At 66.0% G+C, this 25863-nt stretch carries 31 protein-coding genes and 3 pseudogenes; 28 read left to right on the top strand and 6 right to left on the bottom strand.

Going from position 1 to position 25863, the window contains the following annotated elements:
- Window positions 1–99: 99 nt before the first annotated feature.
- The 18 genes and pseudogenes from AAF143_RS07435 (at window position 100) to AAF143_RS07350 (ending at window position 12902) form a co-directional block, all read left to right on the top strand.
- A complete protein-coding gene (locus tag AAF143_RS07435) occupies window positions 100–603 on the top strand; it encodes a hypothetical protein (protein WP_255007905.1) in 504 nt (167 codons plus the stop codon).
- The gene (locus AAF143_RS07430; RefSeq protein WP_255008199.1) at window positions 491–1873 is read left to right on the top strand and encodes an N-6 DNA methylase; all 1383 of its coding nucleotides are present in this window, start codon (window positions 491–493) and stop codon (window positions 1871–1873) included. The genes AAF143_RS07435 and AAF143_RS07430 overlap by 113 nt, the downstream gene beginning before the upstream one ends.
- Window positions 1870–2442, top strand: a complete 573-nt coding sequence (locus tag AAF143_RS07425) for a restriction endonuclease subunit S (protein ID WP_255007904.1) — start codon at window positions 1870–1872, stop codon at window positions 2440–2442. The genes AAF143_RS07430 and AAF143_RS07425 overlap by 4 nt, the downstream gene beginning before the upstream one ends.
- Window positions 2443–2568: 126 nt before the next feature.
- Window positions 2569–2820, top strand: a complete 252-nt coding sequence (locus AAF143_RS07420; RefSeq protein ID WP_255007903.1) for an addiction module protein — start codon at window positions 2569–2571, stop codon at window positions 2818–2820.
- Entirely contained in the window at window positions 2817–3029 is a 213-nt protein-coding gene (locus AAF143_RS07415; RefSeq protein WP_255007902.1) for a hypothetical protein, read from the top strand. Before AAF143_RS07420 ends, AAF143_RS07415 begins: the two co-directional genes overlap by 4 nt.
- A 68-nt stretch (window positions 3030–3097) precedes the next feature.
- Window positions 3098–3862 (top strand): DUF429 domain-containing protein, encoded by a 765-nt coding sequence (locus AAF143_RS07410; RefSeq protein WP_255007900.1) that lies wholly within the window; start codon window positions 3098–3100, stop codon window positions 3860–3862.
- A 7-nt stretch (window positions 3863–3869) separates the two neighbouring features.
- Window positions 3870–4163, top strand: a complete 294-nt coding sequence (locus AAF143_RS07405) for a nucleotidyltransferase substrate binding protein (protein WP_255007898.1) — start codon at window positions 3870–3872, stop codon at window positions 4161–4163.
- A complete protein-coding gene (locus tag AAF143_RS07400) occupies window positions 4160–4495 on the top strand; it encodes a nucleotidyltransferase domain-containing protein (protein ID WP_255007896.1) in 336 nt (111 codons plus the stop codon). Before AAF143_RS07405 ends, AAF143_RS07400 begins: the two co-directional genes overlap by 4 nt.
- 56 nt (window positions 4496–4551) lie before the next feature.
- Window positions 4552–4740 (top strand): hypothetical protein, encoded by a 189-nt coding sequence (locus tag AAF143_RS07395; protein WP_414026707.1) that lies wholly within the window; start codon window positions 4552–4554, stop codon window positions 4738–4740.
- Window positions 4741–4829: 89 nt separating this feature from the next.
- Window positions 4830–5213: a nucleotidyltransferase domain-containing protein gene (locus AAF143_RS07390; RefSeq protein WP_255007895.1), complete on the top strand. Its 384-nt coding sequence runs from the start codon at window positions 4830–4832 to the stop codon at window positions 5211–5213.
- Window positions 5200–5583: a HEPN domain-containing protein gene (locus AAF143_RS07385; protein WP_255007893.1), complete on the top strand. Its 384-nt coding sequence runs from the start codon at window positions 5200–5202 to the stop codon at window positions 5581–5583. The genes AAF143_RS07390 and AAF143_RS07385 overlap by 14 nt, the downstream gene beginning before the upstream one ends.
- Window positions 5580–7924: pseudogene (gene hsdR / locus AAF143_RS07380) on the top strand (EcoAI/FtnUII family type I restriction enzme subunit R). The gene AAF143_RS07385 and the pseudogene hsdR overlap by 4 nt, the downstream one beginning before the upstream one ends.
- 188 nt (window positions 7925–8112) lie before the next feature.
- The gene (locus AAF143_RS07375) at window positions 8113–9264 is read left to right on the top strand and encodes a DUF1254 domain-containing protein (protein ID WP_414026706.1); all 1152 of its coding nucleotides are present in this window, start codon (window positions 8113–8115) and stop codon (window positions 9262–9264) included.
- Entirely contained in the window at window positions 9261–9596 is a 336-nt protein-coding gene (locus AAF143_RS07370; RefSeq protein ID WP_414026906.1) for a DUF1214 domain-containing protein, read from the top strand. Before AAF143_RS07375 ends, AAF143_RS07370 begins: the two co-directional genes overlap by 4 nt.
- Before the next feature lie 89 nt (window positions 9597–9685).
- On the top strand, window positions 9686–10486 hold the full coding sequence (locus AAF143_RS07365) for a hypothetical protein (protein WP_255007887.1): 801 nt from the start codon (window positions 9686–9688) through the stop codon (window positions 10484–10486).
- Between the two features lie 504 nt (window positions 10487–10990).
- Window positions 10991–11470: a VOC family protein gene (locus AAF143_RS07360; RefSeq protein WP_255007886.1), complete on the top strand. Its 480-nt coding sequence runs from the start codon at window positions 10991–10993 to the stop codon at window positions 11468–11470.
- Window positions 11471–11672: 202 nt separating this feature from the next.
- Complete coding sequence (locus tag AAF143_RS07355; protein WP_255007884.1) at window positions 11673–12374, top strand: VIT1/CCC1 transporter family protein; 702 nt, start codon at window positions 11673–11675, stop codon at window positions 12372–12374.
- Between the two features lie 39 nt (window positions 12375–12413).
- On the top strand, window positions 12414–12902 hold the full coding sequence (locus AAF143_RS07350) for a hypothetical protein (protein ID WP_255007883.1): 489 nt from the start codon (window positions 12414–12416) through the stop codon (window positions 12900–12902).
- A 105-nt stretch (window positions 12903–13007) separates the two neighbouring features.
- On the opposite strand, the gene AAF143_RS07345 is transcribed toward AAF143_RS07350, so the two are convergent.
- From AAF143_RS07345 to AAF143_RS07330, 4 genes are read right to left on the bottom strand one after another with little or no spacing between them, the layout of a single operon-like run.
- Window positions 13008–13907: a hypothetical protein gene (locus tag AAF143_RS07345; protein WP_414026705.1), complete on the bottom strand. Its 900-nt coding sequence runs from the start codon at window positions 13905–13907 to the stop codon at window positions 13008–13010.
- Window positions 13859–14608: a DUF389 domain-containing protein gene (locus tag AAF143_RS07340; protein WP_414026704.1), complete on the bottom strand. Its 750-nt coding sequence runs from the start codon at window positions 14606–14608 to the stop codon at window positions 13859–13861. The genes AAF143_RS07345 and AAF143_RS07340 overlap by 49 nt, the downstream gene beginning before the upstream one ends.
- Window positions 14609–14658: 50 nt before the next feature.
- The gene (locus AAF143_RS07335) at window positions 14659–15213 is read right to left on the bottom strand and encodes a 2'-5' RNA ligase family protein (protein ID WP_255007878.1); all 555 of its coding nucleotides are present in this window, start codon (window positions 15211–15213) and stop codon (window positions 14659–14661) included.
- Window positions 15206–16237 (bottom strand): methyltransferase domain-containing protein, encoded by a 1032-nt coding sequence (locus AAF143_RS07330; RefSeq protein ID WP_255007876.1) that lies wholly within the window; start codon window positions 16235–16237, stop codon window positions 15206–15208. The genes AAF143_RS07335 and AAF143_RS07330 overlap by 8 nt, the downstream gene beginning before the upstream one ends.
- Before the next feature lie 73 nt (window positions 16238–16310).
- On the opposite strand from AAF143_RS07330, the gene AAF143_RS07325 reads away from it, so the two are divergent.
- Genes AAF143_RS07325 through AAF143_RS07315 form a run of 3 tightly spaced genes read left to right on the top strand, consistent with a single transcriptional unit; the run spans window position 16311 to window position 19739 of the window.
- Window positions 16311–16922, top strand: a complete 612-nt coding sequence (locus AAF143_RS07325; protein WP_255007874.1) for a hypothetical protein — start codon at window positions 16311–16313, stop codon at window positions 16920–16922.
- Complete coding sequence (locus AAF143_RS07320; protein ID WP_414026703.1) at window positions 16861–19263, top strand: hypothetical protein; 2403 nt, start codon at window positions 16861–16863, stop codon at window positions 19261–19263. The genes AAF143_RS07325 and AAF143_RS07320 overlap by 62 nt, the downstream gene beginning before the upstream one ends.
- Window positions 19260–19739, top strand: a complete 480-nt coding sequence (locus AAF143_RS07315) for a hypothetical protein (RefSeq protein ID WP_414026702.1) — start codon at window positions 19260–19262, stop codon at window positions 19737–19739. Before AAF143_RS07320 ends, AAF143_RS07315 begins: the two co-directional genes overlap by 4 nt.
- On the opposite strand, the gene AAF143_RS07310 is transcribed toward AAF143_RS07315, so the two are convergent.
- The gene (locus AAF143_RS07310) at window positions 19734–20150 is read right to left on the bottom strand and encodes a PilZ domain-containing protein (protein ID WP_255007870.1); all 417 of its coding nucleotides are present in this window, start codon (window positions 20148–20150) and stop codon (window positions 19734–19736) included. The genes AAF143_RS07315 and AAF143_RS07310 overlap by 6 nt on opposite strands.
- Before the next feature lie 127 nt (window positions 20151–20277).
- Window positions 20278–20406 carry a hypothetical protein gene (locus AAF143_RS07305; RefSeq protein WP_255007869.1) on the bottom strand — a complete coding sequence of 43 codons (129 nt, stop codon included), beginning with the start codon at window positions 20404–20406 and terminating at the stop codon, window positions 20278–20280.
- A 373-nt stretch (window positions 20407–20779) separates the two neighbouring features.
- Between AAF143_RS07305 and AAF143_RS07300 the strand changes: the two are divergent.
- From AAF143_RS07300 to AAF143_RS07270, 7 genes and pseudogenes are all read left to right on the top strand, one after another.
- Window positions 20780–20905, top strand: a pseudogene (locus tag AAF143_RS07300) (high light inducible protein); the annotation flags it as partial.
- Window positions 20906–21072: 167 nt separating this feature from the next.
- Window positions 21073–21309 (top strand): chlorophyll a/b-binding protein, encoded by a 237-nt coding sequence (locus AAF143_RS07295; protein ID WP_255007865.1) that lies wholly within the window; start codon window positions 21073–21075, stop codon window positions 21307–21309.
- A 139-nt stretch (window positions 21310–21448) separates the two neighbouring features.
- Window positions 21449–21730: a 2Fe-2S iron-sulfur cluster-binding protein gene (locus AAF143_RS07290; RefSeq protein WP_255007864.1), complete on the top strand. Its 282-nt coding sequence runs from the start codon at window positions 21449–21451 to the stop codon at window positions 21728–21730.
- Window positions 21731–21818: 88 nt separating this feature from the next.
- Window positions 21819–22028 (top strand): hypothetical protein, encoded by a 210-nt coding sequence (locus AAF143_RS07285; protein WP_414026701.1) that lies wholly within the window; start codon window positions 21819–21821, stop codon window positions 22026–22028.
- A 111-nt stretch (window positions 22029–22139) separates the two neighbouring features.
- Window positions 22140–24103 (top strand): annotated as a pseudogene (gene mnmG, locus AAF143_RS07280) (tRNA uridine-5-carboxymethylaminomethyl(34) synthesis enzyme MnmG).
- Between the two features lie 10 nt (window positions 24104–24113).
- Window positions 24114–25142 (top strand): hypothetical protein, encoded by a 1029-nt coding sequence (locus AAF143_RS07275; RefSeq protein WP_255007858.1) that lies wholly within the window; start codon window positions 24114–24116, stop codon window positions 25140–25142.
- Window positions 25139–25762, top strand: a complete 624-nt coding sequence (locus AAF143_RS07270; RefSeq protein ID WP_255007857.1) for a chorismate lyase — start codon at window positions 25139–25141, stop codon at window positions 25760–25762. Before AAF143_RS07275 ends, AAF143_RS07270 begins: the two co-directional genes overlap by 4 nt.
- The last annotated feature ends 101 nt before the right edge of the window (window positions 25763–25863 follow it).

Genomic DNA, 25863 nt, shown 5'->3' with positions numbered 1-25863 from the left:
CATGCCATACCAGCTTTATCCCTCATCCACAAACTCCCCCCAACCTTCCCCCCAACTCTCTGACCCTGCCATCCTTAGCCTTCAGCCCTCCTTCTCCCCTTGACCACCGCGCCTGATCACGCTCTGACCCCTGCAAACACCCAGGATGACCTCCACGACGAGTTCCTCGGCGCCCTCGAAGCCCTGGGTGGATCAGCGGGTAACGGCCGCCTGCGGGAAATGCTGGAGTGGGACGAAGCCAGCTACGAAGCGGTGAAGGGCGACCTGCTGAGCCGCCGGCTGATCGTGCCCGGCCGTGGCCGAGGCGGTTCGGTGGCACTGGCGGATGGTTCGGCGGAAGAAGCCCCCGGCCATGGCCAGGAATTCAGCTCTGCCCCCTCCAACCGCGCCCCGAACGGTGCCCGCGCCGCTGCCCCCAGCTCGTTTGAGCAGGCGTTCCGCGCCATCGACGACTGCCTGCGCAAGGAGGCCGGCTGCGGCACCGAGCTCGATTACCGAGCAGACCTCCTGGCTGCTGTTCCTCAAGTACCTCGACGGACTCGAAGACGACAAAGCCACCGTGGCCGCCCTGGAGGGCCGCAGCACCACGCCGATCCTCGATGAGCCCTACCGCTGGAACAGCTGGGCGGCACCGAAGAACGCCAGCGGCCAGCTCGACCACCACGCCGCCCTCACGGGCGACGACCTGCGCGACTTCGTGAACCAGCGCCTGTTCCCCTACCTGGAGCGCTTCAAGCAGAGCGCCAGCGGGCCGAACACGATCGAATACAAGATCGGCGAGATCTTCGGCGAACTGCGCAACAAGATCAGCAGCGGCTACAACCTGCGCGAGATCATCGATGTGATCGATGGCCTGCGCTTCCGCTCCCAGGCCGAGAAGCATGAGCTCTCGATGCTCTATGAGGAAAAGATCAAGCGGATGGGCAATGCCGGCCGCAACGGCGGCGAGTACTACACCCCAAGGCCGCTGATCCGCGCCGTGATCCAGGTGGTCCATCCAACGATCGGGGAAACGGTCTGCGATCCAGCGGTGGGCTCAGCTGGTTTTCTCTGCGAGGCCTTTGATTTCATGCGCCGCCGCGGGGAGCTGTCCACCGCTGATCTGGAAACCCTTCAGAGCCGCACCTTCACCGGCAAGGAAAAGAAGAGCCTCGCCTATGTGATCGCGATCATGAACATGATCCTGCACGGCATCGAGGCGCCGAACATCCTCCACACCAACACCCTCGCCGAGAACCTCGCCGATGTGGAGGAGAAAGACCGCTTCGATGTGATCGTTGCCAATCCGCCCTTCGGCGGCAAGGAGCGCAAGGAAGTGCAGCAGAACTTCCCGGTCCGCACCGGCGAAACCGCCTTCCTCTTCCTCCAGCACTTCATCCGCGTGCTCAAGGCGGGCGGCCGCGCCGGCATCGTGATCAAGAACACCTTCCTCTCCAACACCGACAACGCGTCGGTGGCCCTGCGCCAGAAGCTGCTCGAGGAGTGCAACCTCCACACCGTGCTCGACTGCCCCGGCGGCACCTTTCAAGGGGCGGGCGTAAAGACCGTGGTGCTGTTCTTCGAAAAAGGCTCGCCCACCCGCAAGGTGTGGTTCTACCAGCTCGACCCCGGCCGCAACCTGGGCAAGACCAACCCGCTCAACGACGCCGACCTCGCCGAGTTCATCGACCTGCAGAAGACCAAAGCCGACTCGCCCAAGAGCTGGAGCGTGGACGTGGCGGCCATCGACCCGTACACCTTTGATCTGTCGGTGAAGAACCCCAACGGCGGCGAGGCCATCGCGCACCGCAGTCCGCAAGAGATCATGGAGGAGATTGCGGCGCTGGATGCTGAGAGTGCGGAAGTGCTGGGGAACATCAGGGCGCTGTTATGAAGAAGGGGTGGGAAACGAAAACACTTGGTGACGTTTGTCAACTCATTTCTGGACAGCACATTGACGCGAAGGACTACAATACGGAGTCTCGGGGCATCGGTTATCTCACTGGACCCTCCGACTTTGGGCCACTTAATCCGGTAATCACAAAGTGGACGGAGTATCCAAAGATACTTGCGAATCGAGGCGATGTCCTCATAACAGTCAAGGGCTCGGGCGTCGGCAAAGTCAATCTGCTCGACGAAGACGAAGTTGCGATTAGTCGTCAGTTGATGGCCGTTCGAGTAACCAGAGCTGTGCCGAGCTTTGTCTACGCATTTTTAAGTTCGAAATTTGACGACTTCCAGGCGCTCTCCACGGGTGCCGCAATCCCCGGCATCTCCCGTGAGCAAGTCCTTGGGTTGTCAATCGCGCTTCCTTCGCTGGCCGAACAGCAGCGGATCGTCAGCCTGCTCGACGCCCTCGCCACCGAAACCCAACGCCTCACCCAAATCTACGAACGCAAACTCGCCGCGCTGGAGGCCCTGAAAAAATCCCTGCTGCACCAGGCCTTCAGCGGCGAGCTCTGAGCCATGGCGAGCGGCCTCAGCTTCTCCTTCGCCGCCGTCACTGATGCCCTGACTGCCCAACCACTTCAGAAGCGCAGTGATAGCGGGGCGGAGGTGTCACGGTGAATCCAGCCAACCGGTTCTAGAATGGCCACAACACAGGGGGAGCGCATGTCGATTGATCTTTCCGGCGACGTGCTTGATGCGCTCACTGTGCAGGAAAAGGTTCGTCTTCTTGAGCAGGTCTGGCAAAGCCTCTGCAGCCACCCGGCGGATGTCTCCTCACCTGAATGGCACGCTGAGGTGCTGCGGGAACGCAGCGAGAGACTGACCGATGGCAGGGCTACGCGGATCCCATGGGCTGAGGCCAAGGCCCAGCTTCAGCAACTCGGTGGATGATCATCAACATCTCTTCAGATGCTCTGAAAGATCTGGAGGAGGGATTCTGGTTTGACGAGCAGCAGGCTCCGGGTCTTGGGGGCTATTTCCGTAGCTGTTTGCTGGCCGATAGCGAATCTCTGGCCTACTACGGAGGGATTCACGGGCTTGCCCATGGTTTATCGAGCGCTGTCGAAGCGATTTCCTTTTTGCATCTACTACACGTTTGACGTCGACGACTTGACTGTGGTCGCCGTTCTCGATGCCCGAAGGGATGCTCTCTGGACGCGTCAGCGTCTTGGTTGACGCCACCGTCGGCATTGATGTGGGCGGCGCCCGCAAGGGCTTCCATGCCGTGGCCCTCTGCGGTGGTGCCTATCACTCCCGCTTCACCAGCAGCGATGCAGCGGCCCTGGCCCATTGGTGCCGCTCGGTGGTGCGCGCCAGCGTGATCGCCATTGATGCCCCCTGCCGCTGGAGCGCGGATGGCCGCAGCCGCCTCGCCGAACGCGCGTTGATGGCCGAGCGGATCCCATGCTTCTCCAGCCCCAGCCGCCAGCGGGCCATCGAGCACCCAACGGACTACTTCGGCTGGATGCTGCGCGGCGAAGCGCTCTACCAAGCCCTGGAGCCCAGCCATCCCCTGCTCACCGCTTTGCCCACAGCCGAGCTGCCCGCAGGCGCCCTGCCAGCAGGAGAACAGCGCTGCTGCTTCGAAACCTTTCCCCACGCCATCACCTGGCACCTGCACCGGGCCCTCGGACTTCCCCCTCCCCAGGCGCGCCGCAAAGTCCAGGAGCGCTGGGCTCTGCTGCAACGGCTCGGCCTCGATTGCCGCGAGCTCACCAACATCGACTGGATCGATGCGGCCCTCTGTGCCGTCGCCGCCCAGCAGCTCGCGATGGGTGGCGCGTGCGTTGGCTACGGGGAGCCGCAGACGGGGTTGATCGTGGTGCCGAGGGGGCATGAACGGGCGCCATTCCCTACCTTGAACCCAGGACAGGTGTCGACATCCGCTGGCAGCAACGCTTCGGCAACTTCCGCCAGGCACTGGCGCGTTTGAGGAAGCGGTGGAGCTCTCCCAGCAGCGCAGCCTCAGTGACCTGGAACGGCAGGGGTTGATCAAGGCCTTCGAGTTCACCCATGAACTCAGCTGGAAAACCCTCAAGGATTTCCTGGTCTCCCGCGGTGTGTCCGACCTCTTCGGTTCCCGCGACACCACCCGTGAAGCCTTTGCCCAGGGGTTGATCAACGATGGCGAGATCTGGATGGAGATGATCCGCCATCGCAACCTCAGCGCCCACACCTACGACGAAGCGACGGTGCTGAAATCACTCCTCCAGGCAGAGGAGGCCCGGCCATGACCTCCCAGGCTTCCGCCACCCGCTACGGATTGCCCATCGCCGCCGTGGCCAGGATCCAGGCCACCCTCGCCGCCTTTCCGGCCATCGAGCAGGCCACCCTCTATGGCTCAAGGGCCCTCGGGCGCCACCGTCCCGGCTCCGACATCGACCTCACCCTCTCCGGCGTCGACCTCGATCACCGCACCCTTGCCCGCCTCGATGTCGCCCTCGACGATCTGCTGCTGCCCTGGCGCTTCGACCTCTCGCTCCTGGCCGCGCTCCAGTCCCCCGAGCTGATCGATCACATCCAGCGAGCGGGGGTGGTGTTCTACCGGCGTGGGGATCGGCCCTGAGCAGAAAGCAGGGCCTCGATCAAAATGCCTCTTTCGTTGTCGGGATGGACATTTCCGTGACCAAGCTCCTCGCCCACTATCTGGAGTTTATCCGGTGCGGCAAATCAGTGGCATGCCAGACGCCACCCTCCATGGGTGCCGCCACTAACCCCTCTCCCTGGGCGGCCTTGCGCGGATCCGGTGTGCTCCACGCCGAGCCCGAAGACTCCGTGCTGGAGGCCCATGCCTTCGATGCCTTGCGGTGATTCGCATCTGGCAAGGGTCCAGCTGACAACCATGGGCCGGCAACGCTGACAACCACCACCATGCCCAGTTCTGGTTCAGACTTCTCCCCATGACCGCCTCGGCCCGCCCCTCCAGCTATCACTACGTGGTGGATGAGCCGCTGCTGGGCACCATCGCGGCCGAGATCCAGGCGGCGATCCCCGGCGCCGAGGTGCGCCTGTTCGGCTCCCGCGCCCGTGGCACCGAACGGCCCGACTCCGACATCGACCTGCTGGTGACGGTGCCTGACGACTGGCTGGCCACGCACTCGCGCTTCGAAGAGACGGATGCCCTGGGCTGGAAGCTGGCCCATCACCGCCTGCCGATCGAGCTGTTGCTCTACTCCGCCAGTGAGGTGGAGGAGCGGCGTCATGGTCGTCAGAATGTGATTGCCGAGGCCTTCCGCTACGGACGGCGGCTGGACCCAGAGGAGTCTCCGCATGGCGCCAGCTGAGACGTCGGCCGCTTTTCTGCGCATCGCCCACCGCGATCTGCGTGCCGCCATGGCCATGGCGGACTCCTCCGTCTTCGAGGAGGACACCTGGGGGTTCTATCTCCAACAGGCCACAGAAAAATCCCTCAAAGCCTGGCTGTTGGTTCTGGCTCCAGAACAACCACCCTTCACGCACAATCTCCGGCTGCTGTTCCAGATGCTGCGGGATCAAGGTGTTGCGATCGAGCCCTTCATGGCTCTCAGCCGGTTCACTCTCTTTGCCGTCCTGCGCCGCTACGACGAAGAACCGGAGTTGGAAAACCTCGATCGCGTCGCCTGGAACCAACGATGTGCTGAGCTGCTCGCCCACGTGGATGCCCTGATCGCATGAACGAGGCCGAAACCCGCGCCGAGCTGATTGATCCGCTGCTCACGGCGGCCGGCTGGGGCGTGGTGGAGGGCAGCCGCATCCGCCGCGAATACTCGATCACCCCGGGCCGGATCGAGGGCGGCGGCCGCCGCGGTAAGCCACTGATCGCCGACTACGTGCTCACCTACCGCAACACCCAGCTGGCGGTGGTGGAGGCCAAGGCCGACAGCCTGCCACTCAGCGAGGGGGTGGGCCAGGCCAAGGATTACGCCACCAAACTGCAGATCCGCTTCACCTACGCCAGCAATGGCAAGGGCGTCTACGCCATCGATCGGGCCACGGGCGAGGAGGCGGAGCTCGACGCTTTCCACAGCCCCCAGGAGCTATGGGACCGCACCTTTGCCGAAGAGAACGCCTGGCGTGATCGCTTCGCCGCCATCCCTTACCCAGACAAGGGCGGCAGCTGGCAGATCCGCTTCTATCAGGACATCGCCGTGACCCGCGTGCTTGAGGCCATCGCCTCCGGCAGCAGCCGCATCCTGCTGACGCTGGCCACCGGCACCGGCAAAACTTCGATCGCGTTTCAGATCATCTGGAAGCTGTTTGCGGCCCGCTGGAACCTCTCGGGCCAACCCAGCCGCCGGCCCCGCCTCCTGTTTCTGGCCGATCGCAACAACCTCGCCGATCAGGCCTTCAACGACTTCACCGCCTTCGCCGACTTCGAAGAGGGCGCCCTGGCCCGCCTGGAGCCGGATGCCCTGCGCAAGAAAGGCCGGGTGCCCACCAACGCCAGCGTGTTCCTCACCATCTTCCAGACCTTCATGAGCGGGCCGCTGCGCGACGGCAAGCGCTCCCCCTGGTTCGGCCAGTACCCGCCGGATTTCTTCGACTTCATCGTGATCGATGAATGCCACCGCGGCGGCGCCAACAACGAATCCACCTGGCGCGGCATCCTCGAATACTTCGCCCCCGCCGTGCAACTCGGGCTCACCGCCACCCCGCGCCGCAAGGACAACACCGACACCTACGCCTACTTCGGCGAACCGGTGTTCACCTATTCCCTCAAGGAGGGCATCAACGACGGCTTCCTCACCCCCTTTCGGGTCAAGCAGGTCACCACCACCCTCGATGAGTACGTCTACACCCCCGATGACACGGTGGTGGAAGGGGAGATCGAAGCCGGCAAGCTCTACAAGGAAGCCGACTTCAACAGGATCATCGAGATCAAACAGCGCGAGCAGCAGCGGGTCGAGATCTTCATGGCTCAGATCGATCAGCGCCAGAAAACCCTGGTGTTCTGCGCCACCCAGGACCACGCCCTGGCGATCCGTGATCTGATCAACCAGCTCAAGGCCAGCCCCGATCCCAACTACTGCCAGCGCGTGACGGCGAACGACGGCGAACTGGGCAACCAGGCCCTTCGCGCCTTCCAGGACAACGAGAAGACCATCCCCACCATCCTCACCACCTCCCAGAAGCTCTCCACCGGCGTGGACGCCCGCAATGTGCGCAACATCGTGCTGCTGCGGCCGGTGAACTCGATGATCGAGTTCAAGCAGATCATCGGCCGTGGCACCCGCCTGTTTGACGGCAAGGAGTACTTCACGATCTACGACTTCGTGAAGGCGCACCATCACTTCAGTGATCCGGAGTGGGACGGTGAACCCACGGAGCCGGAAGAGGTTGTGCCTCGGGCACCGGAGCAGCGCATCGATCCCCTGACCCCAAGGATCCAGGCGACGAGGATGACACCAGCGGCCAGCCCAGCCGCACCAGAGCCCGGATCAAGTTGGGTGACGGCAAGGAACGCTCCATCCAGCACATGACGGTGACCAGCTTCTGGCACCCCGATGGCAGGCCGATGAGTTCTCAGCAGTTCCTGGAACTGCTCTATGGCCAGTTGCCGGAGTTCGTGAAGGATGAAGCCGAGCTGCGAGCGCTCTGGAGTGCACCAGACACCCGCAGCAAGTTGCTCCAAGGCCTCGCGGAGAAGGGTTTCGGTGCAGCGCAGCTGGCCGAGATGCAGTCGATTATTGATGCAGGCAACAGCGATCTGTTTGATGTGCTGGCCCATGTGGCCTATGCCCTGCAGCCCATCCCCCGCGAGGCGCGCGCCCAGCAGGCCCGTCTGTACATCCATTCCAGATTCACCAGCAAGCAACAGCTCTTCCTGGATTTCGTGCTCCAGCACTACGTGACGATGGGCGTGCAGGAGCTCGCTCAAGAGAAACTCACGCCGTTGCTCTGCCTTCGCTACCAGAACTCCATTGCCGATGCCGTGGCCGATCTGGGCAGGCCCGAAGACATCGGTCAGCTCTTTTCAGGCTTCCAGAGATATCTTTATGAAGCCACCGCCCGATGAGGGCGGCTTCGCTAAATCCCGGCAGCGCGAACAGATCGTGGCTCAGAGCCTGATGCTCCTGACTCGCCATCGCAGACTTGCTGGAACACCCACCAGCTCCGAGCGGGCAGGTGATCGGAGACGTTGGGCGGGCTCTACCAAGCGTGAGATCCCAAGGCTACGGTGGGCTTCTCATTCAGCCCATGGTGATGACGGTGGTCAAACAAAGACAGGCGTTGGTGTCGTGCTTTGTATGCGGGTCGCTCCCTCTGATGGCGCTCGCCGGCTACGGCAAACCCGCCGTCCCCGTTGCTCAAGCAGCGAAGATGGATGCGGTCGCCGGTCTGCCGGTGCCCGGCATCGCGGAAGTCAAGACCATCGCACAGGAGGGTTTCATCTACGGTCTGCCAATCGTGATGAATTATGCGGTGATGAACGAGTACATCTTGAACAAGAATTCTGGCCAGTGGAAGGCGCCCTTCAACCAGATTTTCAACGAGGCTCGCGTCTTCACCTACCAGGATACGGCGATCCCGACGCCGAACAGTGACACGCCTTATTCGCTTCTCTGGATGGACCTTCGCGCCGAGCCGCAAGTGGTGTCAGTCCCGTTGGTGGAGAACAAGCGTTACTACTCGGTGCAATTGATTGACGGCAACACCTTCAATTACGGCTATATCGGCAGCCGCGCCACTGGCCATGAAGCCGGCGACTACCTGATCGTCGGCCCCCGTTGGAAGGGTGAACAACCGCCGGGCATCAAGCAGGTGTTCCGCTCGGGCACCGACTTCTCGCTGGCGATTTTCCGGACCCAGCTTTTCGACCCCAAGGACCTGCCCAACGTTGAGAAAGTGCAGGCGGGCTACAGGACACAGCCGCTGTCGGCTTACCTCAAGCAGCCGCCCCCGCCAGCCGCACCTCCGATCAATTTTCCGAAGATCGACAAGGAGCTGGTGAAGACTAACTTCTTCGACTACCTGGCCTTCGCGCTGCAGTTTGCGCCGCCTGGTCCTGAGGAAATAGCCATCCGCGCCAAGCTCGCCAGCATCGGCATCGGCCCGGGCAAGATGTTCAGCATCAAGGATCTGCCGCCTGAGCGCCAGGCCGCCATCGTGCTTGCGATTAAGGAAGGCGGCGCCAGGATCGAAAGCTACCTGGAAGCCGGACAGAAGAACATCAATGGCTGGAAGGTCGGCTCGTTGTTTGGCAACCGAGAGTTTTATAACGGCGACTGGCTGAAGCGAGCCGCTGGCGCCAAAGGCGGAATCTTCGGCAACGATGCCGTTGAAGCCATGTATCCGTTGACCAAGACGCTCGCCAGCGGCGGAGACTCGACGGAGCCAAGCACAAATACAAGCTGACTTTCCCCAAGGATCAGCTCCCTCCTGTCAACGCCTTCTGGTCGATGACCATGTACAACGGCACGACGCAGCTCCTGATCAAAAACCCGATCAACCGCTACCTGATCAACTCGCCGATGCTGCCCCAGCTGAAGAAGAACGCCGACGGGTCGCTCACCCTCTACATCCAGAAGGATTCGCCTGGCAAAGGTAAGGAAGCCAACTGGCTGCCCGCGCCTGATGGCCCGATCTACATGGTGATGCGCCTGTACTGGCCGAAGGCCACCCCACCGTCGATCCTGCCCCCCGGCACAGGCAGTTGGAAGCCGCCGGCGGTGATGCAGGCGCAATGATCGGATTCATCAATCTCGGTCTCTGATCAGCGCTCATGGCCATTCGCTCTCTCGATTCACCCTCAACCAACCCATCGAACGTTTCGATCATGAAGTTGATTCTTTACGTCTTGCCTACCTTCTTCACCGCTGCCGCGCTGGTCGCTTCGGTGGGCTGGCACCCCACGGCACAAGCCCAAGCCAAACCGGCAGCCGGACCGATCGTCAAACTGACGGATCCCTGCCCGATCAAGGCTGAGAACTGGCGCGGCAAGGCCTTCTACGAGATTCTGTTCATGTTCCGCCAGCCCAACGGTGGCGGGATCGGCAACTACTTCAACTCTCTCAGCAACGCCCTTCCAGCGCCCAACGACGAGATGGACGCGCGCTTCCGAGCTCTGAATACGGAGACCTTGAAGAAGACGTTCGGGGGCGACGGGATCTTCTTCAATGGCCCACGGCGTTTCGTGGCGAATAGCCTAACGGCGATGTCCTGGGATGGCTGCAAGCAGAGAGTGATCGGCACGATCCCCTTGAACGTGGACGGCACCTTCGAAGTCCCGAGTTTCGACAAGTTCGTTTCCGGACCGCCCGTGGCCTACAAGCCGTTGGTCTCCAAACGTGACAGTCGCATGATCTTCAATGCGGGCGAAACGGTATATGAACTGATCACTCCCGAGGGCGCCGTTTACACCATGTTCAGCCTGTCCCTGAAAGCGGACCCCAAGAACACCATCGATAACCTGCCAACCCTGGGCCAGCGCCTGACCTTGCCGAAGGGATGGCAGTTCAGATCACGCCAACTGGACAAGGAGATGGTTCTGACGGCCGCCGCCGACTCCAACCCACCCAACACCGTCGTTCTCGACCAGTTCGAAGGCAACTACCAGTACAACGCTGGCGCCAAGTAGCCGCCCATGAGCCGCCTGGCTAAGGCAGTTCGCACCTGCCTTCTTGAATCCCGGTGAGATCAACCTGGGCCAATCAAAACGCCGCCTAAGAGGGCCTCTTCATCCGTAGAAGTGCCCTCTGAGCTCTCTGCCCATGGCGAGAGGGCTTCTTCTTGAGAGCTGATCGGCGCCGTTGGGCCGCGATGACAAGGCGCCGGACTGGCGTCTTCCTGTCGCACCTGCTCGCCGGCGCGCTGGGTCGGATGGAGGCCAGGCTCCCATCCCTGAGGTCGCGTCAGCCCTCTGGCTCGCAGGCCCCGCACCAGACATTGCCGTCGTCGGCGGAGCATGAGCATTCGACATAACTTGCAGCGATGGAACTCCACCACCCGCAACACCCAACCCGCCTGAACCGAAAACCCTTGAGCGCCACGGAGTTCCCAACAGCCCCATAGCAAGCCCAGATCAACCTCGCATCATCGCCTTACCCTTACCTACGTCTTTCCAGTGCACCGCAGAAACACGATGGTGGCAAAAAACACGATCTGCCTGTGGTACGACGGCGCAGCGCTCGAGGCGGCCACGTTCTACACCTCAACGTTCCCGGATAGCGAGCTGGGTGCCATATTTCATGCCCCGAGTGATTACCCCTCCGGGAAGCAGGGCGATGTGCTGACGGTGTTGTTCACGGTCTGCGAAATCCCCTGCCTGGGCCTCAATGGGGGCCCCGCCTTCCGCCCCAGCGAAGCCTTTTCCTTCCAGATCGCCACCGACGACCAGGAAGAAACGGATCGTCTCTGGCACGCCATCACGGCGAACGGAGGCCAGGAGAGTTCCTGTGGCTGGTGCAAAGACCGCTGGGGAGTGTCGTGGCAGATCACCCCGCGGGTGCTCACAGCAGCCCTGGCGCATCCCGAACCCAAGGCCGCAAAGCGTGCCTTTGCGGCGATGATGGAGATGACGAAGATCGACATCGCCACGATCGAAGCCGCCCTTCAGGAATGACAGTTTCAGCGGCGCGGTGGTTGGGCCCGTCATCGAGAAGGGACCCTGATGGACAGCAATGACTGCCGATGGGTGGCAACGTCCGACGCGTGAATGAATCGCAAGCTGTACACGGTCTGCGCCTCACTTGCCGAGGCAGACTTGTACGCAGATCTCGCCTTCCTCTCGCGTCTCACAGGCGATCCGGCTGAATCCCCCCTCCATGCCACGCCAGAACCTGCTCCATTCACTGAGATCCTCGTTTGAGGCCTCGATCGGCGATGTCGTCTTCGGGATGGAGGACGGCACCGTGTCGATCTTCGGCCTGGTGGCCGGGGTGGCACTCACAGCCAGCTCCGGCAAGAGCGTGCTGATCGCGGGTGCCTCCGGAGCCGTGGCCGCCGCCGTCTCGATGATGGCGGGGGTGTTCCTCGACCTGCAGTCAGAGCAGGACCAGGAGCGGGTGGACAGCCGCCGCCGCCTCAAGGCCGTGGGGGCCGATCCCACCGGCGAGATCGCCGCGCTGATGGGCCGCCTGGGCCGCACGGGCCTGCAGCCGGCCACCCTGGCGGCCATTGAGAGCGACCTGCAGCAGCGGCCGGCGACGCTGCCGGAACTGGAGCGCCGCGCCGCGGTGCCCTCTGCCTCCAGTCGCCAGCAGCCCTGGGCCCATGCACTGTGGATGCTCGTGTCGGATCTGTTCGCGGGGCTGACGCCGGTGATGGCCTTCGCCCTGTTGCCGCTGGAGCAGGCCCGGCCGGTGTCGCTGCTGATGACCCTGGTACTACTGGTGCTGCTGGGCTACGGCCGTGCCCGGATCGGCGAGCGCGCGGTGCTGCCCACGGTGCTGACCACGGTGTCGATCGCCGGTTGTGCCGCCCTGGCCGGGGTGGCGATCGGCCTGTGGCTGAACCGGATCGGTTGAGGCACGGGCCAGCCCGCTGATGGTCAATTCTGGAGCCGCATGACAACCACCATCCCCCTGTGGATCGCCTGCCTGGGGCTGGCGGCGCTGCCTGCGGGAATCGCGGCGCCCCGTGATCCCCTGGTCGTCCTCCGCAGCGGCAGCAGCTTCGGCCATTGCGTGGGCTACTGCGAGGAGGAACTGGAGCTGCTGGGAACCCGCGGGCGCTATGAGCGCCGGGCCTGGCGCACTCCGAACGGCACAACGCTGGCGCCGAAAATCCAGCTCACCAGCCTTCCCCCGCAGACCTGGCGGACGCTCGTTCGCCTGGCGGACAGCCTTCAACTCACGAAGCCCCAGGTCGTGATCGGCTGCCCCGATTGCGACGATGGCGGCTCGGAATGGATCGAACTGGTGCGCCAGAGCGGGGCCAAACGACGCATCGTGTTCCAGTACCACCGCTACCCCGCCCAGGCGGAGGCGTTGGGCCCCCAGCTCGCCGCCCTGCGGGAGTCGCTGGCGAAAGCCAGTGCCCAAGCTGATCGCTGAACGGGAGTGGGAGTTTTGCGCTGCGGGGGGTACAAGTTGTCTCAATCCGTTCAACCCACGACAGATCCCTGGCGCCATGGAAACCATCCCAGCTGAACCAGGCGTTCAACGGCAAGCTTTGAGCCCCGGCGAACCCGGCGGTAGCAAGATGGAGGGCCCGCTGGATCGGCCCATGAAAGAAATCAGCCTTCTGGAGGTGGTTCTGAGAGCCAGCGCAAAAGTGGCGGCGATCTCCGGCCTGGTGGCGCTCGTGATCTGGGTCACCTGGGTGATGCTCGACCTCAGGAACCTGCAATCAGGCTTCACCCTGCCCTGAGCCATGTCGCCTGGAGAACGACCAGGTTGAGCACGCCCGTGGGCTCTCTGGCCTGTGGTTGGTGTGATGGCAAGACAAGGCACAACAAACCTTGACCCGCCAAATGCCCACCCTCTGCCTGGTCCCCTTGGTCCTGCTGGGTTGGGCGATGTCATCAGCGATCGCGGTGGCTTGGGCCAAGGGGCCGCTTCGCCGGGCACAACGTGGTCGCCGATCTGCTCGGCCTGCCGCTGCCGCCGCACCCGAGCTGCCAACGGCACCGGCCGTGGAGCCATCGGCAACGGGCACGGCAACGGCCATGACAACGGAGAGCTAGTCGACGTCCTGTGGAACGGCTCCCGGCAGCGGCAGCCCCAGGAGAGCTGGCCCCCCATGGCGGCTGGATTGGGTGGGGTTTCCGGTCCGATCAGATCCACCGCGGTGCGCTGCACCAGCAGCCGGAAGCGCATCGGGGCCTGTTGCTGATTGATGAACTCCTGCACCGCCGCCACCTGCTTGGGGGTGGGCAGATCGGGGTCGGTGACGCGGACCCGGGCGTCGATCTGGGGTGGATTCTTCTGCCAGTCGATGCTGATCCCCACCAGATCGATGGCCGGGTCACTGCCCAGGGTGATCGTGCTGCTCCGCAGCCGCTGCTCGATCAGGGCCTCCACCCGCTGCGCCGCCGCCTGCTGGCGGTAGCTGCCCACCAGCCGAAAAAGCTGCTGCCCAGGGGAATCACGAGCAAGGCGGTGAGGCCCACGCTGATCAGGCCGAGCCGGCTGTGGAACAGCCTGGCCCGGTAGACGCGCTCGAGGGTGGCCAGCGCCGCCATGGCGCCCACCATGATCCCAAGCAGGTTGGTGGCGAACAGCAACAGCGCTCCGTAGGCCTCGGTCCTCTGGCCGGCTGAAAGCAAGAGCCCCACCACGCACATCGGCGGCACCAGCGCCACGGCGATCGCCAGGCCGGCCAGGGCGGAGATCGCCTCCTTACGCAACTTGGCGTACATCGCCACCGCTCCGGCCGCCAGGGCCACGCCCAGATCGAGCAGGTTCGGGCTCGTTCGGTTGATCACCTCCGTTCCGAAGCTGGGGAACGCCACCAGGGCTCCCAACCCCATCGAAAGCGCCACACAGATCACCACCCCGAGCATCAGGGTGCGGAACGCCCGCAGCAGCATCCCCACCCGCCCCCGCAGGATCTCGAAGGCCATCGCCTGCAGGGGCATGATCCACGGGGCCACCACCATGGCGCCGATCACCACACCCGGGCTGTTGGCCAGCAGACCCAGGGTGGCGATCAGGCTGGCGCCCACCGTGAGCACGACGAACACCTGGTTGAAGCTGGCCTCCCGCTCGAATTCCTTCGTCAGGGCCTCAAGCCGGCCCTCCTCCGCGGCGGCCACCATCCCAGCCATGGCGAGCACGGGCAAAGAAGCAAGTTATCGGCAGGGGCCGCCTACGCCGCTCCCAACCTGAAACGACCCTCAACCCGCCAGGGCCAGCCATGGCGCCAACCGCCGGGCCCCGGCCGCACCAGCGCCAGGGAATCGAAGCTGAGGCGCGCCGGCAGCTCCGGCGCCAGCTCCCGGGCCAGGGCCGCCCGGTCGATCGCAGCGCCGGGTTGCCCTTGCTCCGGCTCGGCGTAGAGCAGGCTCAGGTGGGGCCCCAGCGGCGGCCCGTCGCTGCCTGGGAAAGCCAAGCGAGCACGCTCCAGCAGCTCGGCGGCGGCTGGATCCGGCAGCAGCAGATAAAAGAACGTGAAAAAGTCATCGCACCAGGCGGGTCCCGCCGTGGCCAGCTCCAGGGGCGCCAGGCGGCTGGCCAGCGTGGCCGTGGCCTCCAGCCAAGGCTCCAAAGCCCCCGACCGATCGCCAGCACAGAGGGTCACATGGGGGGCAAAGGCCGGCGCCTCGTAACGCTCGGCCAGGCGCTCGATCAACGCCTGCAGAACTTGGGCCTGCTCCGGCGCCGGCAGCAGCCAGAGGGCATAGGGCCCGGCGGCTTCAGCCACAACAGGCTGGCGCGGGAGCAGGATCCGCTTCAGCCGCCGCGGCTGCGGCCAGAAATTGGCCCCGGTGGCGGGAGCGATCGCCGTGCAGCTCGAAGTGGGGGGCAAGGCGGCTCTCGCTGAGCATCCGCGCCGTGTTGCCATCCACCGGCTGGGCCACCCCGCGCGCAAAGCCCAGCTCCTGATCGAAGCTGAACGTCTCGGGACGGTCGGTCACCGTGCCGAGATAGGTCGCCGTCTGGCCGTAATCCTCTCGGGTTTCCTCCAGATCATCGAGCGCGAACAGCCGGTAGGTGGCCGAGCGGAAGCGCAGCTCCCCCAGCTTCACCGCCAGCTCCGGATCGGTGACGGCCAGGGGCCGCTGCTCCACCAGACGCGGATCGGCGAAACCCGCCTGGCGCGCCAGCCGCACGAAATCGGGGCCATAGAGCGCCCCACTCAGGCATTCGCCGTAGAGCACCGGATCGCCCTGCAGCTCGATCGGCACCCGCCGGTCGGCGTAGACATCAGCGAAGTACAGCTCACCCCCGGGTTTCAGCAACCGCCGCACACCCCGCAGCACGGCCAGCTTGTCGGTGCTGAGGTTGACCACGCAGTTGGAGACCACCACATCGAAGCTGGCGGGCTCCAGGGGCAAGGCCTCGAGCTGCTCGATCAGGCCCGAAAGGAAGCGCACGTTGGCGTAGCCGAAGGCCTCGGCCTGGAAGGCGCGGTGGGCTTCGGCCACCGCCAGCTGCTCGGGGGTCATGTCGACGCCGATCACCTCGCCCGTGGCTCCCACCAGCTGGGCGAGCAGGTACACATCCCGGCCGCTGCCGCAGCCCAGATCCAGCAGCCGCGTGCCTTCCAGCACCGGCGGCGCCACCAGGCCGCAGCCGTAGTAGCGCTCCAGCACTTCGGGGTGGAGGCCTGCCAACAGGGGCTTCAGCGACTCGGGCAGGGCGCTGGCGTCGCAGCAGGCATCCGTGCGCAGGTCAGCCGTGCCCGCCAGGGTGCTGCCGTAGTACTCCTGAACGGCGCTATGCACGGGGGCAGGGGGAAAGGAACAGCCAGTCTGGCGCCGGGGGAGTACAACGACTGCATCCCCGGATCCAGCTCTGGTGGGCTTCAGCGAGGTGATCCCCGGGGCCCTGGCCCTCGATCCGGCCAGCTTCCGCGCCATGCGGGAGCTGCCGGGGCTGGGGCTGCCGCTGGTGCTGGCGGCGGGGCTGAGCCGGGAGATCGCCCAGGGCTTCATCCTGTTCATCAACCGGGTCACGCCCCTGCGTTTCCTGCTCACGCTGCTGGTGCAGACGCTGCTGTTCGCCTTCGGGTTCCTGGTCTGGGCCTTGAGCACGGCGTTGGTGGCGCAGCTGGTGTTCCGCAACCCCGTGCCCCTGGCCCTGGTGGTGCGCGCCCTCGCCCTGGCCTACGCCCCCCAGCTGCTGAGCTTCCTGGGGGTGCTGCCCTACCTGGGGGTGCCGCTGCTGTCGCTGCTCTCGCTCTGGACCGCGATCGCCTTCGTGGTCGGTCTGCACGCGGTCACGGGTCTGGGGTCCTGGAGCGCCTTCGCCTGTCTGATCGGCGGCTGGTTGCTGAGCCAGCTGCTGGAACGCACCGCCGGTCAGCCCGTGATCGCCCTGGGCCAGCAACTTCTGGATCGGGCCGCCGGTGTGGCTGTGGTCAGCGACCGGCCGCAATTGCAGGCCCTGCTGCGCTCGGGGCGGCGATGAAGCTGCCCCCTTCTCCCGCCGCTGGTGGCTGCTGGTCGCCCTGGCCCTGGTGCTGCTGCCGGGCGCCGGCCTGGCCCTGGCACCGCTCTATGCGCTGCTGCATCGCACGTTCGGCGTCGCGATCGAGCTGGTCACGATCGGGGCGCTGCTGTTCCTGATCGCCGCCTTGCTCGCTCCGCTCGAAGCCCTGGGCTGGTGGGCGGGCTGGTATGGCGGAGGTGTGGAGGGCCACCCGGCGACGGGGGTGCTGGCCACACCGCGGCGCGGCGAACAGCCCCTGGCGCGCATGGTCGTCTACCTCGATGGCATCGGCCAGGCCTCCGCCGAGGCCCTGCCCGAAGGCGAAGACTTCCTGCGCCGCCTCGCCCAGCGGTTGCCGGATGACACGCCGATCGTGCGCGGAATCATGCCCTACTCGGTGGTCAACGTGCCGCTGACCGAAATGGGCTGGCTGGCGGTGTTCTGGCGTTGGGTGGATCGCCTGCGCCTCAAGAACCCCCGCAGCCTGCTGGGGCTGATCATCAACCTGCGCAACGTCACCGTGGTGGCGGTCTCCGCCGACGAGCGCTACGGGCCGATCTACAACCAGGGCATTGCCCAGGTGATCGTCGACAGCCTGGTGGCCAACGGCTACCCCCTCGGCACGGGCCTGCCGATCACCCTGCTGGGCTTCAGCGGCGGCGGCCAGATTTCCCTGGGGGCCTTGCCCTACCTGCGCCGCGCCCTGGAGGCCCCGATCGAGGTGATCTCCCTGGGGGGCGTGTTCGCCGGCGGCAACCCCTTTCTCCAGGTCCAGCACCTCTACCACCTGGTGGGGGATCGCGATCGCGTCGAGCGCTTCGGGCGGATCGTCTTCCCCCGGCGCTGGCCCCTGGTGGCGCTCTCCTACTGGAACCGGGCCAGGCGGCGGGGCAAGGTGAGCCTGATCCCCCTGGGCCCCGTGGGCCATGAGCTCCCCGGCGGCATCCTCGATGGCGAAGCGCTGCTCCCCGATGGCCGCAGCCCTCTTCAGCAGACCTTGGATCTGGTGGCCGCGATCCTGGGCGAGCGGCCGGTGGTGCCGCCCCTGGCGCTCCCGGAGGGCAGCAGCTACGGCCTGGCCCGGGCCAACCGCTGGCACCAGCTCGATCGGGCCCGTGACACCGGGCAGCTGGAGCCCACCCCCGGCCCCTTCCGGCCCCTGGACCGCTGGCTCGGCCGCCTGATCCTGCCTTCCCCTGAGCAGCGCGACGGCAGCGTGGACTTCGAGGTGTTCCGAGCGCCGGCCGAGGCGGCGGACCTGGTGGGCCGCACCCTGCGCCTGCACTGGGACGACCCCCACCTGGCCGCGATCGTGTTCGATGTGCACTTCAGCGAGGAGGCGCGCCACAGCCTCCGCCAGGGTGGGGTGCACCCGGTGCGTCTGGAGGGCTGGCGCCAGGTGACGCCGCTGGAATCCCTGGCCGGGGCGCGTCCCTATGACGACCAGTTCGTGGCCCTGCCGGAGCCGGTGCGGATCGAGACGACCGGCGCTGTGCCAGAGTTGCAGATCGTCGCCGAGCCGCGCCAGACCAGCGGGATGGCCCTGGTGCAGTTCCAGAAACCCCTGGGCGGCGACCTCTGGCAAGCCGTGGCCTTCGACCCCCTGCGGCGCAGCTTCAGTGGCGCCGCCCTGGAGCTGCGTTTGCCGGAGCCCATCGCCAACAGCGAAGGCCTGCGGCCCTCCACCAGCACCGACCTGAACCAACTGCCGCCGAACCGCGAGGGCTGGTATGTCGCCGGGGTGAGCGATGGCGAGGGCCGGCTGGTGGTGCAGTCGATGGCGCCGCGGGCGCTGCTGCGCCTGGCGCCGGAGCGGGTGATCAGCGGCCGGCGCGCCGCCTGGCGCTACCTCAAACGTGAGGCCTGGGCCGACACCTCCGCCGGCAGCCTCAGCTCGGTGCTGGTGAGCGGCCGCCGGGCGAATCCCCAGGCCCTGCTCGCCGACTGGCGGATCGGCGATCGCCTGCTGGTGCTGCACGTCTACGGCGGCATCGGCGGCCAGCGGCGGGAGGCGGCTGCGGCCTCGGGCCTCATCTTCGGCCACTTCGCCTACGGCACCGCCGAGGTGGTGCTCGAACCACTCGCCGCCGAGCCGTCCCTGGCGATCGACTACCACCAGGTGTATGCCCACAACGGCGATGGCGTGATCGCCGGCGCCCACAGCTGGTGGCGCTACATGGGCGATCGACAGGCGGGCTGGCTCGGCACCCGCCCCGTGGCCGACATCCTGATCCGCTTCCCGCCTTTCACCGCCCCCTACCAGGTGGGGGACGAGCTGCGCTCCCCCTGGCCCTGTTCGAGTGCCAGTTGGCGGCGATGACCGCCCGCTACCGGGTGGGGGATGGCACCGGCGCCACCTTCGTCGGTCCAGCCAACAACTGCGCCCAGGACTCCAACCAGGCCCTGTTCGGCGCCATCCGGCTGCTGCTGGAGCAGATCCAGGCCGTGGATCCCACCCTGCGCCGGGAGTGGGAGCGCGAGAACCCCGAGCCGGCCCAGCGGCTGGCGCAGTTGCTGCGGCTGGAGCGCGCCCTGAGGCGGGAGCTGCATCCCCTGGGGCGCACCCGCGCCGACTGGCGCCAGAACGCCTACCTGCTGGGGAGCAGCCTGGAGGATCGGCCCCTGGCCAACCTGGCCCGGGGATTGAGCAGCTGGCGGACGATGCTGCCGCGGCTCGCCTCCGACACGGTGATCAAGGTGTTCCTCGAGCATGGGGCCTCGGCCCTGGTGTTGCGCACCAACCAGGTGGGGGGCCGGCGGCCGGAGATCGAGCCCCTGGCGCCCCTGACCCTATGAAAAAAAGCGCGTCACCTGGGCGGTGCGGAAATGCTCCAGCCGCTCGGCCCAGGAGCCTTTCATGTACTCATCCAGGAAGGTGCCGGGGGCCAGCAGGCCCTCGCTGAACACCATGCCCACCAAGGTGGTGGTGGGCGAGGGCGTCGTGGCCCAGCAGACCTGCACCGGCAGGGACAGCTCATCGAGGCTGTTCGGCAGTCGCACCATCAACACACCCAGGCTGTTCTCGTCCACCACCGCCGTGCGGGACAGATAAAGGCAGGCTCCGGCGGAGCTGATGTCCCAGAGGCGGCCGGGGAGCAACTCGTCCGCGGGGCCGCGGAACTCGGCGATCACAGGTGCCAGGTTGGAGGGCAAGGGAAAGCGCGTGTGCCTTCGCTCCGGTAACCCCGCCACCCCTGAAGCACTCATCTCTGTGGTCCCTGCTGGGGACACGACTGTTCAGGGCCAGAGTTTAAGCGGAGTTTTCAACAGCAACGGACGCATCGATCACCATCCCCCGGCGGCGTTGCAGCGGTGCCTTGAGCCTGGTCAGGCTTCAGTGGCTGCCAGGTGTCAGACCGACGATGTTGTTGAGCTGAATGCCTAGATAGACGGCTTCTTGATTGAGGGCCCGTTTCAGCTCGATGTTGCCGGCGGCGGCGGCGGCGGCGTAACGGACGAGCAATGAGTCCCGAAGGGCCTGGTCTCGGGCTGGACTGGTGGTGACGTGGGCCATTGGGAAGGGTTGGGCTGAGCAGCGGAACATCGCACCGCAGTTCAACCATAAGCATGCGCCGGACCCGATCAAGCCCCATCTGTCTGTAGCTGATTACACCAAGTTGTGTCATGAATCACCGCCCAGGCCCGCTTCCCCCGCAGACCTGCTTTGATCCGGCGCCCAGGCAGGCCAGGCCTGTGGTGGGCTTGATCCCTCGGGCCCGGGGGTGCGGTGGTTCGGCGCCGGCCCGGAACTGCGGAGGGCGGGACGGTCCTCAGCGCCGTTACAACCTGTTACAATTCTCGCAACACTTCGTTGCAGCCATGGCTGATTCCACCCCCGCTTCGGTTTCGTTGCCTTCGCCGAAACCTGGAATGGCCGTCTGGCCATGCTCGGCTTTGTGATCGGCCTGGGCACCGAGCTGCTCACCGGTCAAGGCATCCTCTCCCAGATCGGTCTCGGTTGAACCCCATGTCCACCGATTACACCTCAGCCATCACCGGCCTGATCACGGTTGTGCTGTTGCTCACGGGCATGGTCACGTTTGTTGTCTCCCGTCCCACTGATCTCCCCTCCAGCTCCCGCTGACTCCAGCGCTTGCTGTCTGAACATTCATCCCACCCCGTATCAACCATGACCACCACTCCCTCTAGCAACAACTCTGCCCAGGATTTCGCCACCCAGGCGACCCACCTTGAACAGCTCAAGCGTGCGGAACTGTTCAACGGTCGGGCCGCCATGCTCGGCATCGTGATCGGGATCATCACCGAAGGTCTGACCGGCGCCGGTATTGCCCACCAGATCGGTCTGGGGCCCCTGGTGGACGGCTTCACCGCTTGCCACACCCAGTTCCTTCCCTTCTGCTTCTGAACCTGATCCCCAGGCGAGACATCCAGCAACCCCCAGGCCCTGCCTAGGGGTTTTTATGCGCCCAGACGCCACATCTCTGAACTCCTGTGGCCTGGGCTGGCTCAGCCTGTGAGACTGGATCCAGCCCATCGTTCTCCCAATGGCGAACTACACCATTTCGATCGAAGGCGGTGGGTCCTTCACCTGCGACGACATCACTTACATCCTCGACGCCGCGGAACGACAGGGCTTCAACCTCCCCTTTTCCTGCCGGGCTGGGGGCTGCAGCACCTGCGTAGGAAAGATCCTGGCCGGCAGCGTGGATCAGTCGGAGCAGAACTTCCTCGATGACGATCAGATGCGCGCCGGCTACGCCCTGCTCTGCCTGAGCTACCCCAAAAGTGACTGCACGCTCCAGACCAACGTGGAAGTCGAACTCTGAGGCCAGCGGCCGAGGGGTGGTGCTCCAGGCTGAACAACGATCAGTCCCTACCCCATGGCCACGGATCCTGTCGTGGTGGCCTTGGTCTGTGACAACGATCTATTCGTCAAGCCGACGGCTGCAGGACGGGAGATCCTCGGCGCGCCTGCGGAGCATCCCCTACCCGGGGGCCAAGCCCTATTTCCGGGTGCGGGACGAAATCGAGGATCCCGCCCGGCTGCGGCAGCTGCTGGTGGCCACGGCCCGGGAACTGCCGTTCCCCAAACCGAAGGCCAGGCCGAAGCAGAAGCTGAGCTGACGGGCCCTACGCCCCCGGCTCCAGGTCCGGCCCCTGAAAAGCCTTTCTGGAGCTGAGTTTCTCCCCTATCCCCCAGCGCTCCACAACGGCTGTACGCCCTAGATTCACAGGATGAGATCCGCGCAGGCCCCCAGCGAAACCTTCGAGCTGATCGTGGTCGGTGGCGGCCATGCCGGCTGTGAAGCGGCGCTCACCGCGGCGCGCCTGGGAATCAGCACCGCCCTGTTCAGCCTCAACCTCGACCGCATCGCCTGGCAGCCCTGCAACCCGGCCGTGGGCGGTCCGGCCAAGAGCCAGCTGGTGCATGAGGTGGATGCCCTCGGTGGGGTGATCGGCCGCCTCGCCGATGCCACCGCCCTTCAGAAGCGCGTGCTCAACGCCAGCCGCGGCCCGGCTGTGTGGGCCCTGCGCGCCCAGACCGACAAGCGCCAGTACGCCCGCCAGATGCTGCAGTTGCTGCAGCACACCCCGAACCTGGCCCTGCGGGAGGCGATGGTGACCGACCTGGTGGTGGAGGGCGACCCCGAGGCCGGCGACGCCCGCATCACCGGCGTGCGCACCTACTTCGGTAGCGTCTACGCCGCCGGCGCCGTGGTGCTGACCACCGGCACCTTCCTGGGGGGCCGCATCTGGGTGGGGGATCGCTCGATGGCGGCCGGCCGGGCCGGGGAACAGCCCGCCGAAGGGCTCACCGAGGCCCTGGGCGCCCTGGGCTTCCGCACCGATCGCCTCAAGACCGGCACCCCCGCCCGGGTCGACCGCCGCAGCGTCCGCCTCGACCAGCTGGAGGAGCAACCCAGCGACGCGGCCGATCGCTTCTTCTCCTTCGATCCGGCCGCCTGGGTGAGCGGAGAGCAGATGGCCTGTCACCTCACCCGCACCACGGCCGCCACCCATCAGCTGATCCGCGACAACCTGCATCTCACCCCGATCTACGGCGGCTTCATCGACAGCAAGGGCCCGCGCTACTGCCCCTCGATCGAAGACAAGATCGTGCGCTTCGCCGACAAGGAGAGTCACCAGATCTTCCTGGAGCCCGAGGGCCGCGACACCCCTGAGCTCTACATCCAGGGCTTCTCCACCGGCCTGCCCGAGCGCCTGCAGCTGGAGCTGCTGCGCACCCTGCCGGGCCTGGAGCAGTGCGTGATGCTGCGGCCCGCCTACAGCGTCGATTACGACTATTTACCGGCCACCCAGCTGCGGCCCAGCCTGGAGACCAAGCGGGTGGCCGGGCTGTTCAGCGCCGGCCAGCTCAACGGCACCACCGGCTACGAGGAGGCCGCCGCCCAGGGGCTGGTGGCCGGCCTCAACGCCGCCCGGCGCCTGCGGGGCCAGGAGCCCGTGCACTTCCCCCGCGAGGGCAGCTACATCGGTACCTTGATCGACGACCTGGTCACCAAGGACCTCAAGGAGCCCTACCGCGTGCTCACCAGCCGCAGCGAGTACCGGCTGGTGCTGCGGGGCGACAACGCCGACCGGCGGCTCACCCCCTGGGGCGGGAGCTGGGGCTGATCGATGTCCGCCGCTGGGAGATTTTCGAGCGCAAACAGGCGGCGATCGAATCCGAAGCCCGCCGGCTGGACACCTTGCGCCTCAAGGAGTCCGATCCGGCGGCGGCGGCGATCGCCGCCGAAACCGACGCCCCGATCAAGGGCTCGATCCTGCTGTCGGAGCTGCTGCGGCGCTCCGGCTTCCACAGCGCTGATCTGGTGCGCCACGGCCTGATGGAGGCGGCTCTGCCCCTGGCCGTGCGCGAGGCGGTGGAGATCGACATCAAATACAGCGGCTACCTGGCCCGCCAGGTGCAGCAGATCGAACGGGTGAAACAGCAGGAGCACCGGCCGATCCCCGCCGGCACCGCCTACGGCGCCATCGCCACCCTCTCCAGGGAGGCCCGTGAGCGCCTGGATGCCGTGGCGCCGCTCACCCTTGGCCAGGCCGCCCGCATCCCCGGCGTCAGCCCCGCCGATGTGACCGCCTTGATGCTCTGGCTGGAGCTGCAGAAACGGCAGCGGACACCGGCACCCTCGTCACAAGCGCTCGTCGCAGGTACCGTGCTCCCACCGACGCGCTGAGGGCAAGCCGATGGCTCCGCGAAGCAGCACCTCGAGAACCTTCTGGGAATTGCGGGCCGAGCAGGTCATGGACCGGGTGTTCCAGGGCGCCTTTGCGGCCCAGGCACCGGCGGCCGAACGCCCCCCGGTGGCACCCCGCCCCGCCACGGTCTCGCCAAGGGTGCCTGCAGGAGTGGGGGCCGCGGGGGCGGGAGTGGCCAGCCCCGGCGAACCCGCCATTGAGGTGGAGGTGCGCGAAGAGCGCCACTTCGGCTCCCGCTTCTTCGGCGGCGCCCGCCTGTTCCCGATTGATTGGCCCACACCCGAATGGGCCCGGGATGTGAGCCGCTGGAAGCCGCAGCTGCCCAGCCTGAGCCTGGATGTCCAGCTGCTGGCGGCGGTGCTGGGACTGCTGGCTCTGTTCACCGCTGGCTCCTCGGTGCTTCTATGGCGCGGTTGGAACCAGGCCCGCCTCGACCTGCGCCAGGAGCGCAACCTGCAGCTGCTGGAGCGCCTGCGCAGCATCGGTTTCGGCAACGCGGTCGCCTCGGCCCCGGCCGCACCTCTGCTCGATCCACCTGGCAAGGACAAGACCCTGACCCTGGGGGCCACGGGTGTCTCCACCCTGCCGCCGCCACCGCCTGAAGAGACCTGGATGCAGCAGCTGGAACCGCTCCAGGGCGGCGGTAACAGCGGTGGAGGCGGCGGCGGTTCTGCGCCGGTTCCCCGCTCCTCCAATGTGCTGAGGGTGCCGTTCAGCCGCAGCCTCACCAACCCCGGCCCTCCTCCTCCGGTCAACGCCGGCTCGTCCGGCGGCTCGAACTCCCGCAGCGATTACGAAGGTGGCGGTGGCAGCAGTGGTCCCGAGCTGGTCGGGGTGGTGCAGGTGCCGGGCCGATCAGGCTCAGCCATCTTCCAGATGGGCAGCAGTTCCACCAGCGTTGGGGTGGGCGAGATGATCGGCTCCAGCGGCTGGCGGCTGCGTTCGGCCTCAGGCGATTCGGCCGTGATCGAGAAGGGCTCCACCCAACGGATGGTCAGCATCAGCAGCGGCTTTTGACCCGATCGGAGGGATTTCTGGCGCTGACGGCGCTCTGGGAGGCCCCCTGCCAGAGCGCCGTCACGGCCGCCGAGGCCGGCGAAAACCTCAGTGGCCCCTGGAAGCTCCTGCTCCTGGGGGACGGCAGCCCCACCCGCCACCTGCAGCTGCTCACCGGCGCGCCGGTGGAGGTGGAACTGATCGCCATGGCCCCCGATCCGGCCACAAATTCCGACGCCGAGACGGCCAGCTCCAGCGAGCGGCCGGCGGAGGTGGCGGAGTTGGAGCCGCCCCTGATCCGCCGCCAGGTGTGGCTCAACTGCGGCGAGTCCACCCTCGCCTGGGCTGAGAGCTGGTGGAACCAGGCGGCAGCCGAGCGCCATCTCCAGGACCGCCAGCTGCCCATCTGGCGCAGCCTCACCGCCGATCGGGCCGAGCTGTTCCGGGAGGTGGACGGCCTGGCCCGGGTGAACGCCCCCTGGCTGGAGCGACGCTTCGGCCAGCCGGGCCCTTTCTGGAGTCGTCACTACCGCTTCTTCCGGGGCGGCGTGGAGCTGACGGTGATTAGGGAGGTGTTCAGCCCCGCCCTGGAGCGCTGGCTGGGGCCGAGCAACGCTCCAGCCGCAGCCAGCCGTTCCTGAGAGCTTGCCGAATCCGTGCCGGCTGCCAGCGGAAATGGCCTGAGCTCTTGCTCCTCGATGGGCACCACATCTGGTCGAGCTTCTGAACTCGCCTCCCTCCA

Source organism: Cyanobium sp. ATX-6F1, assembly GCF_047395825.1.
Taxonomy (GTDB): Bacteria; Cyanobacteriota; Cyanobacteriia; order PCC-6307; family Cyanobiaceae; genus ATX-6F1.
This window is presented reverse-complemented; position numbering and strand designations above follow the sequence as displayed.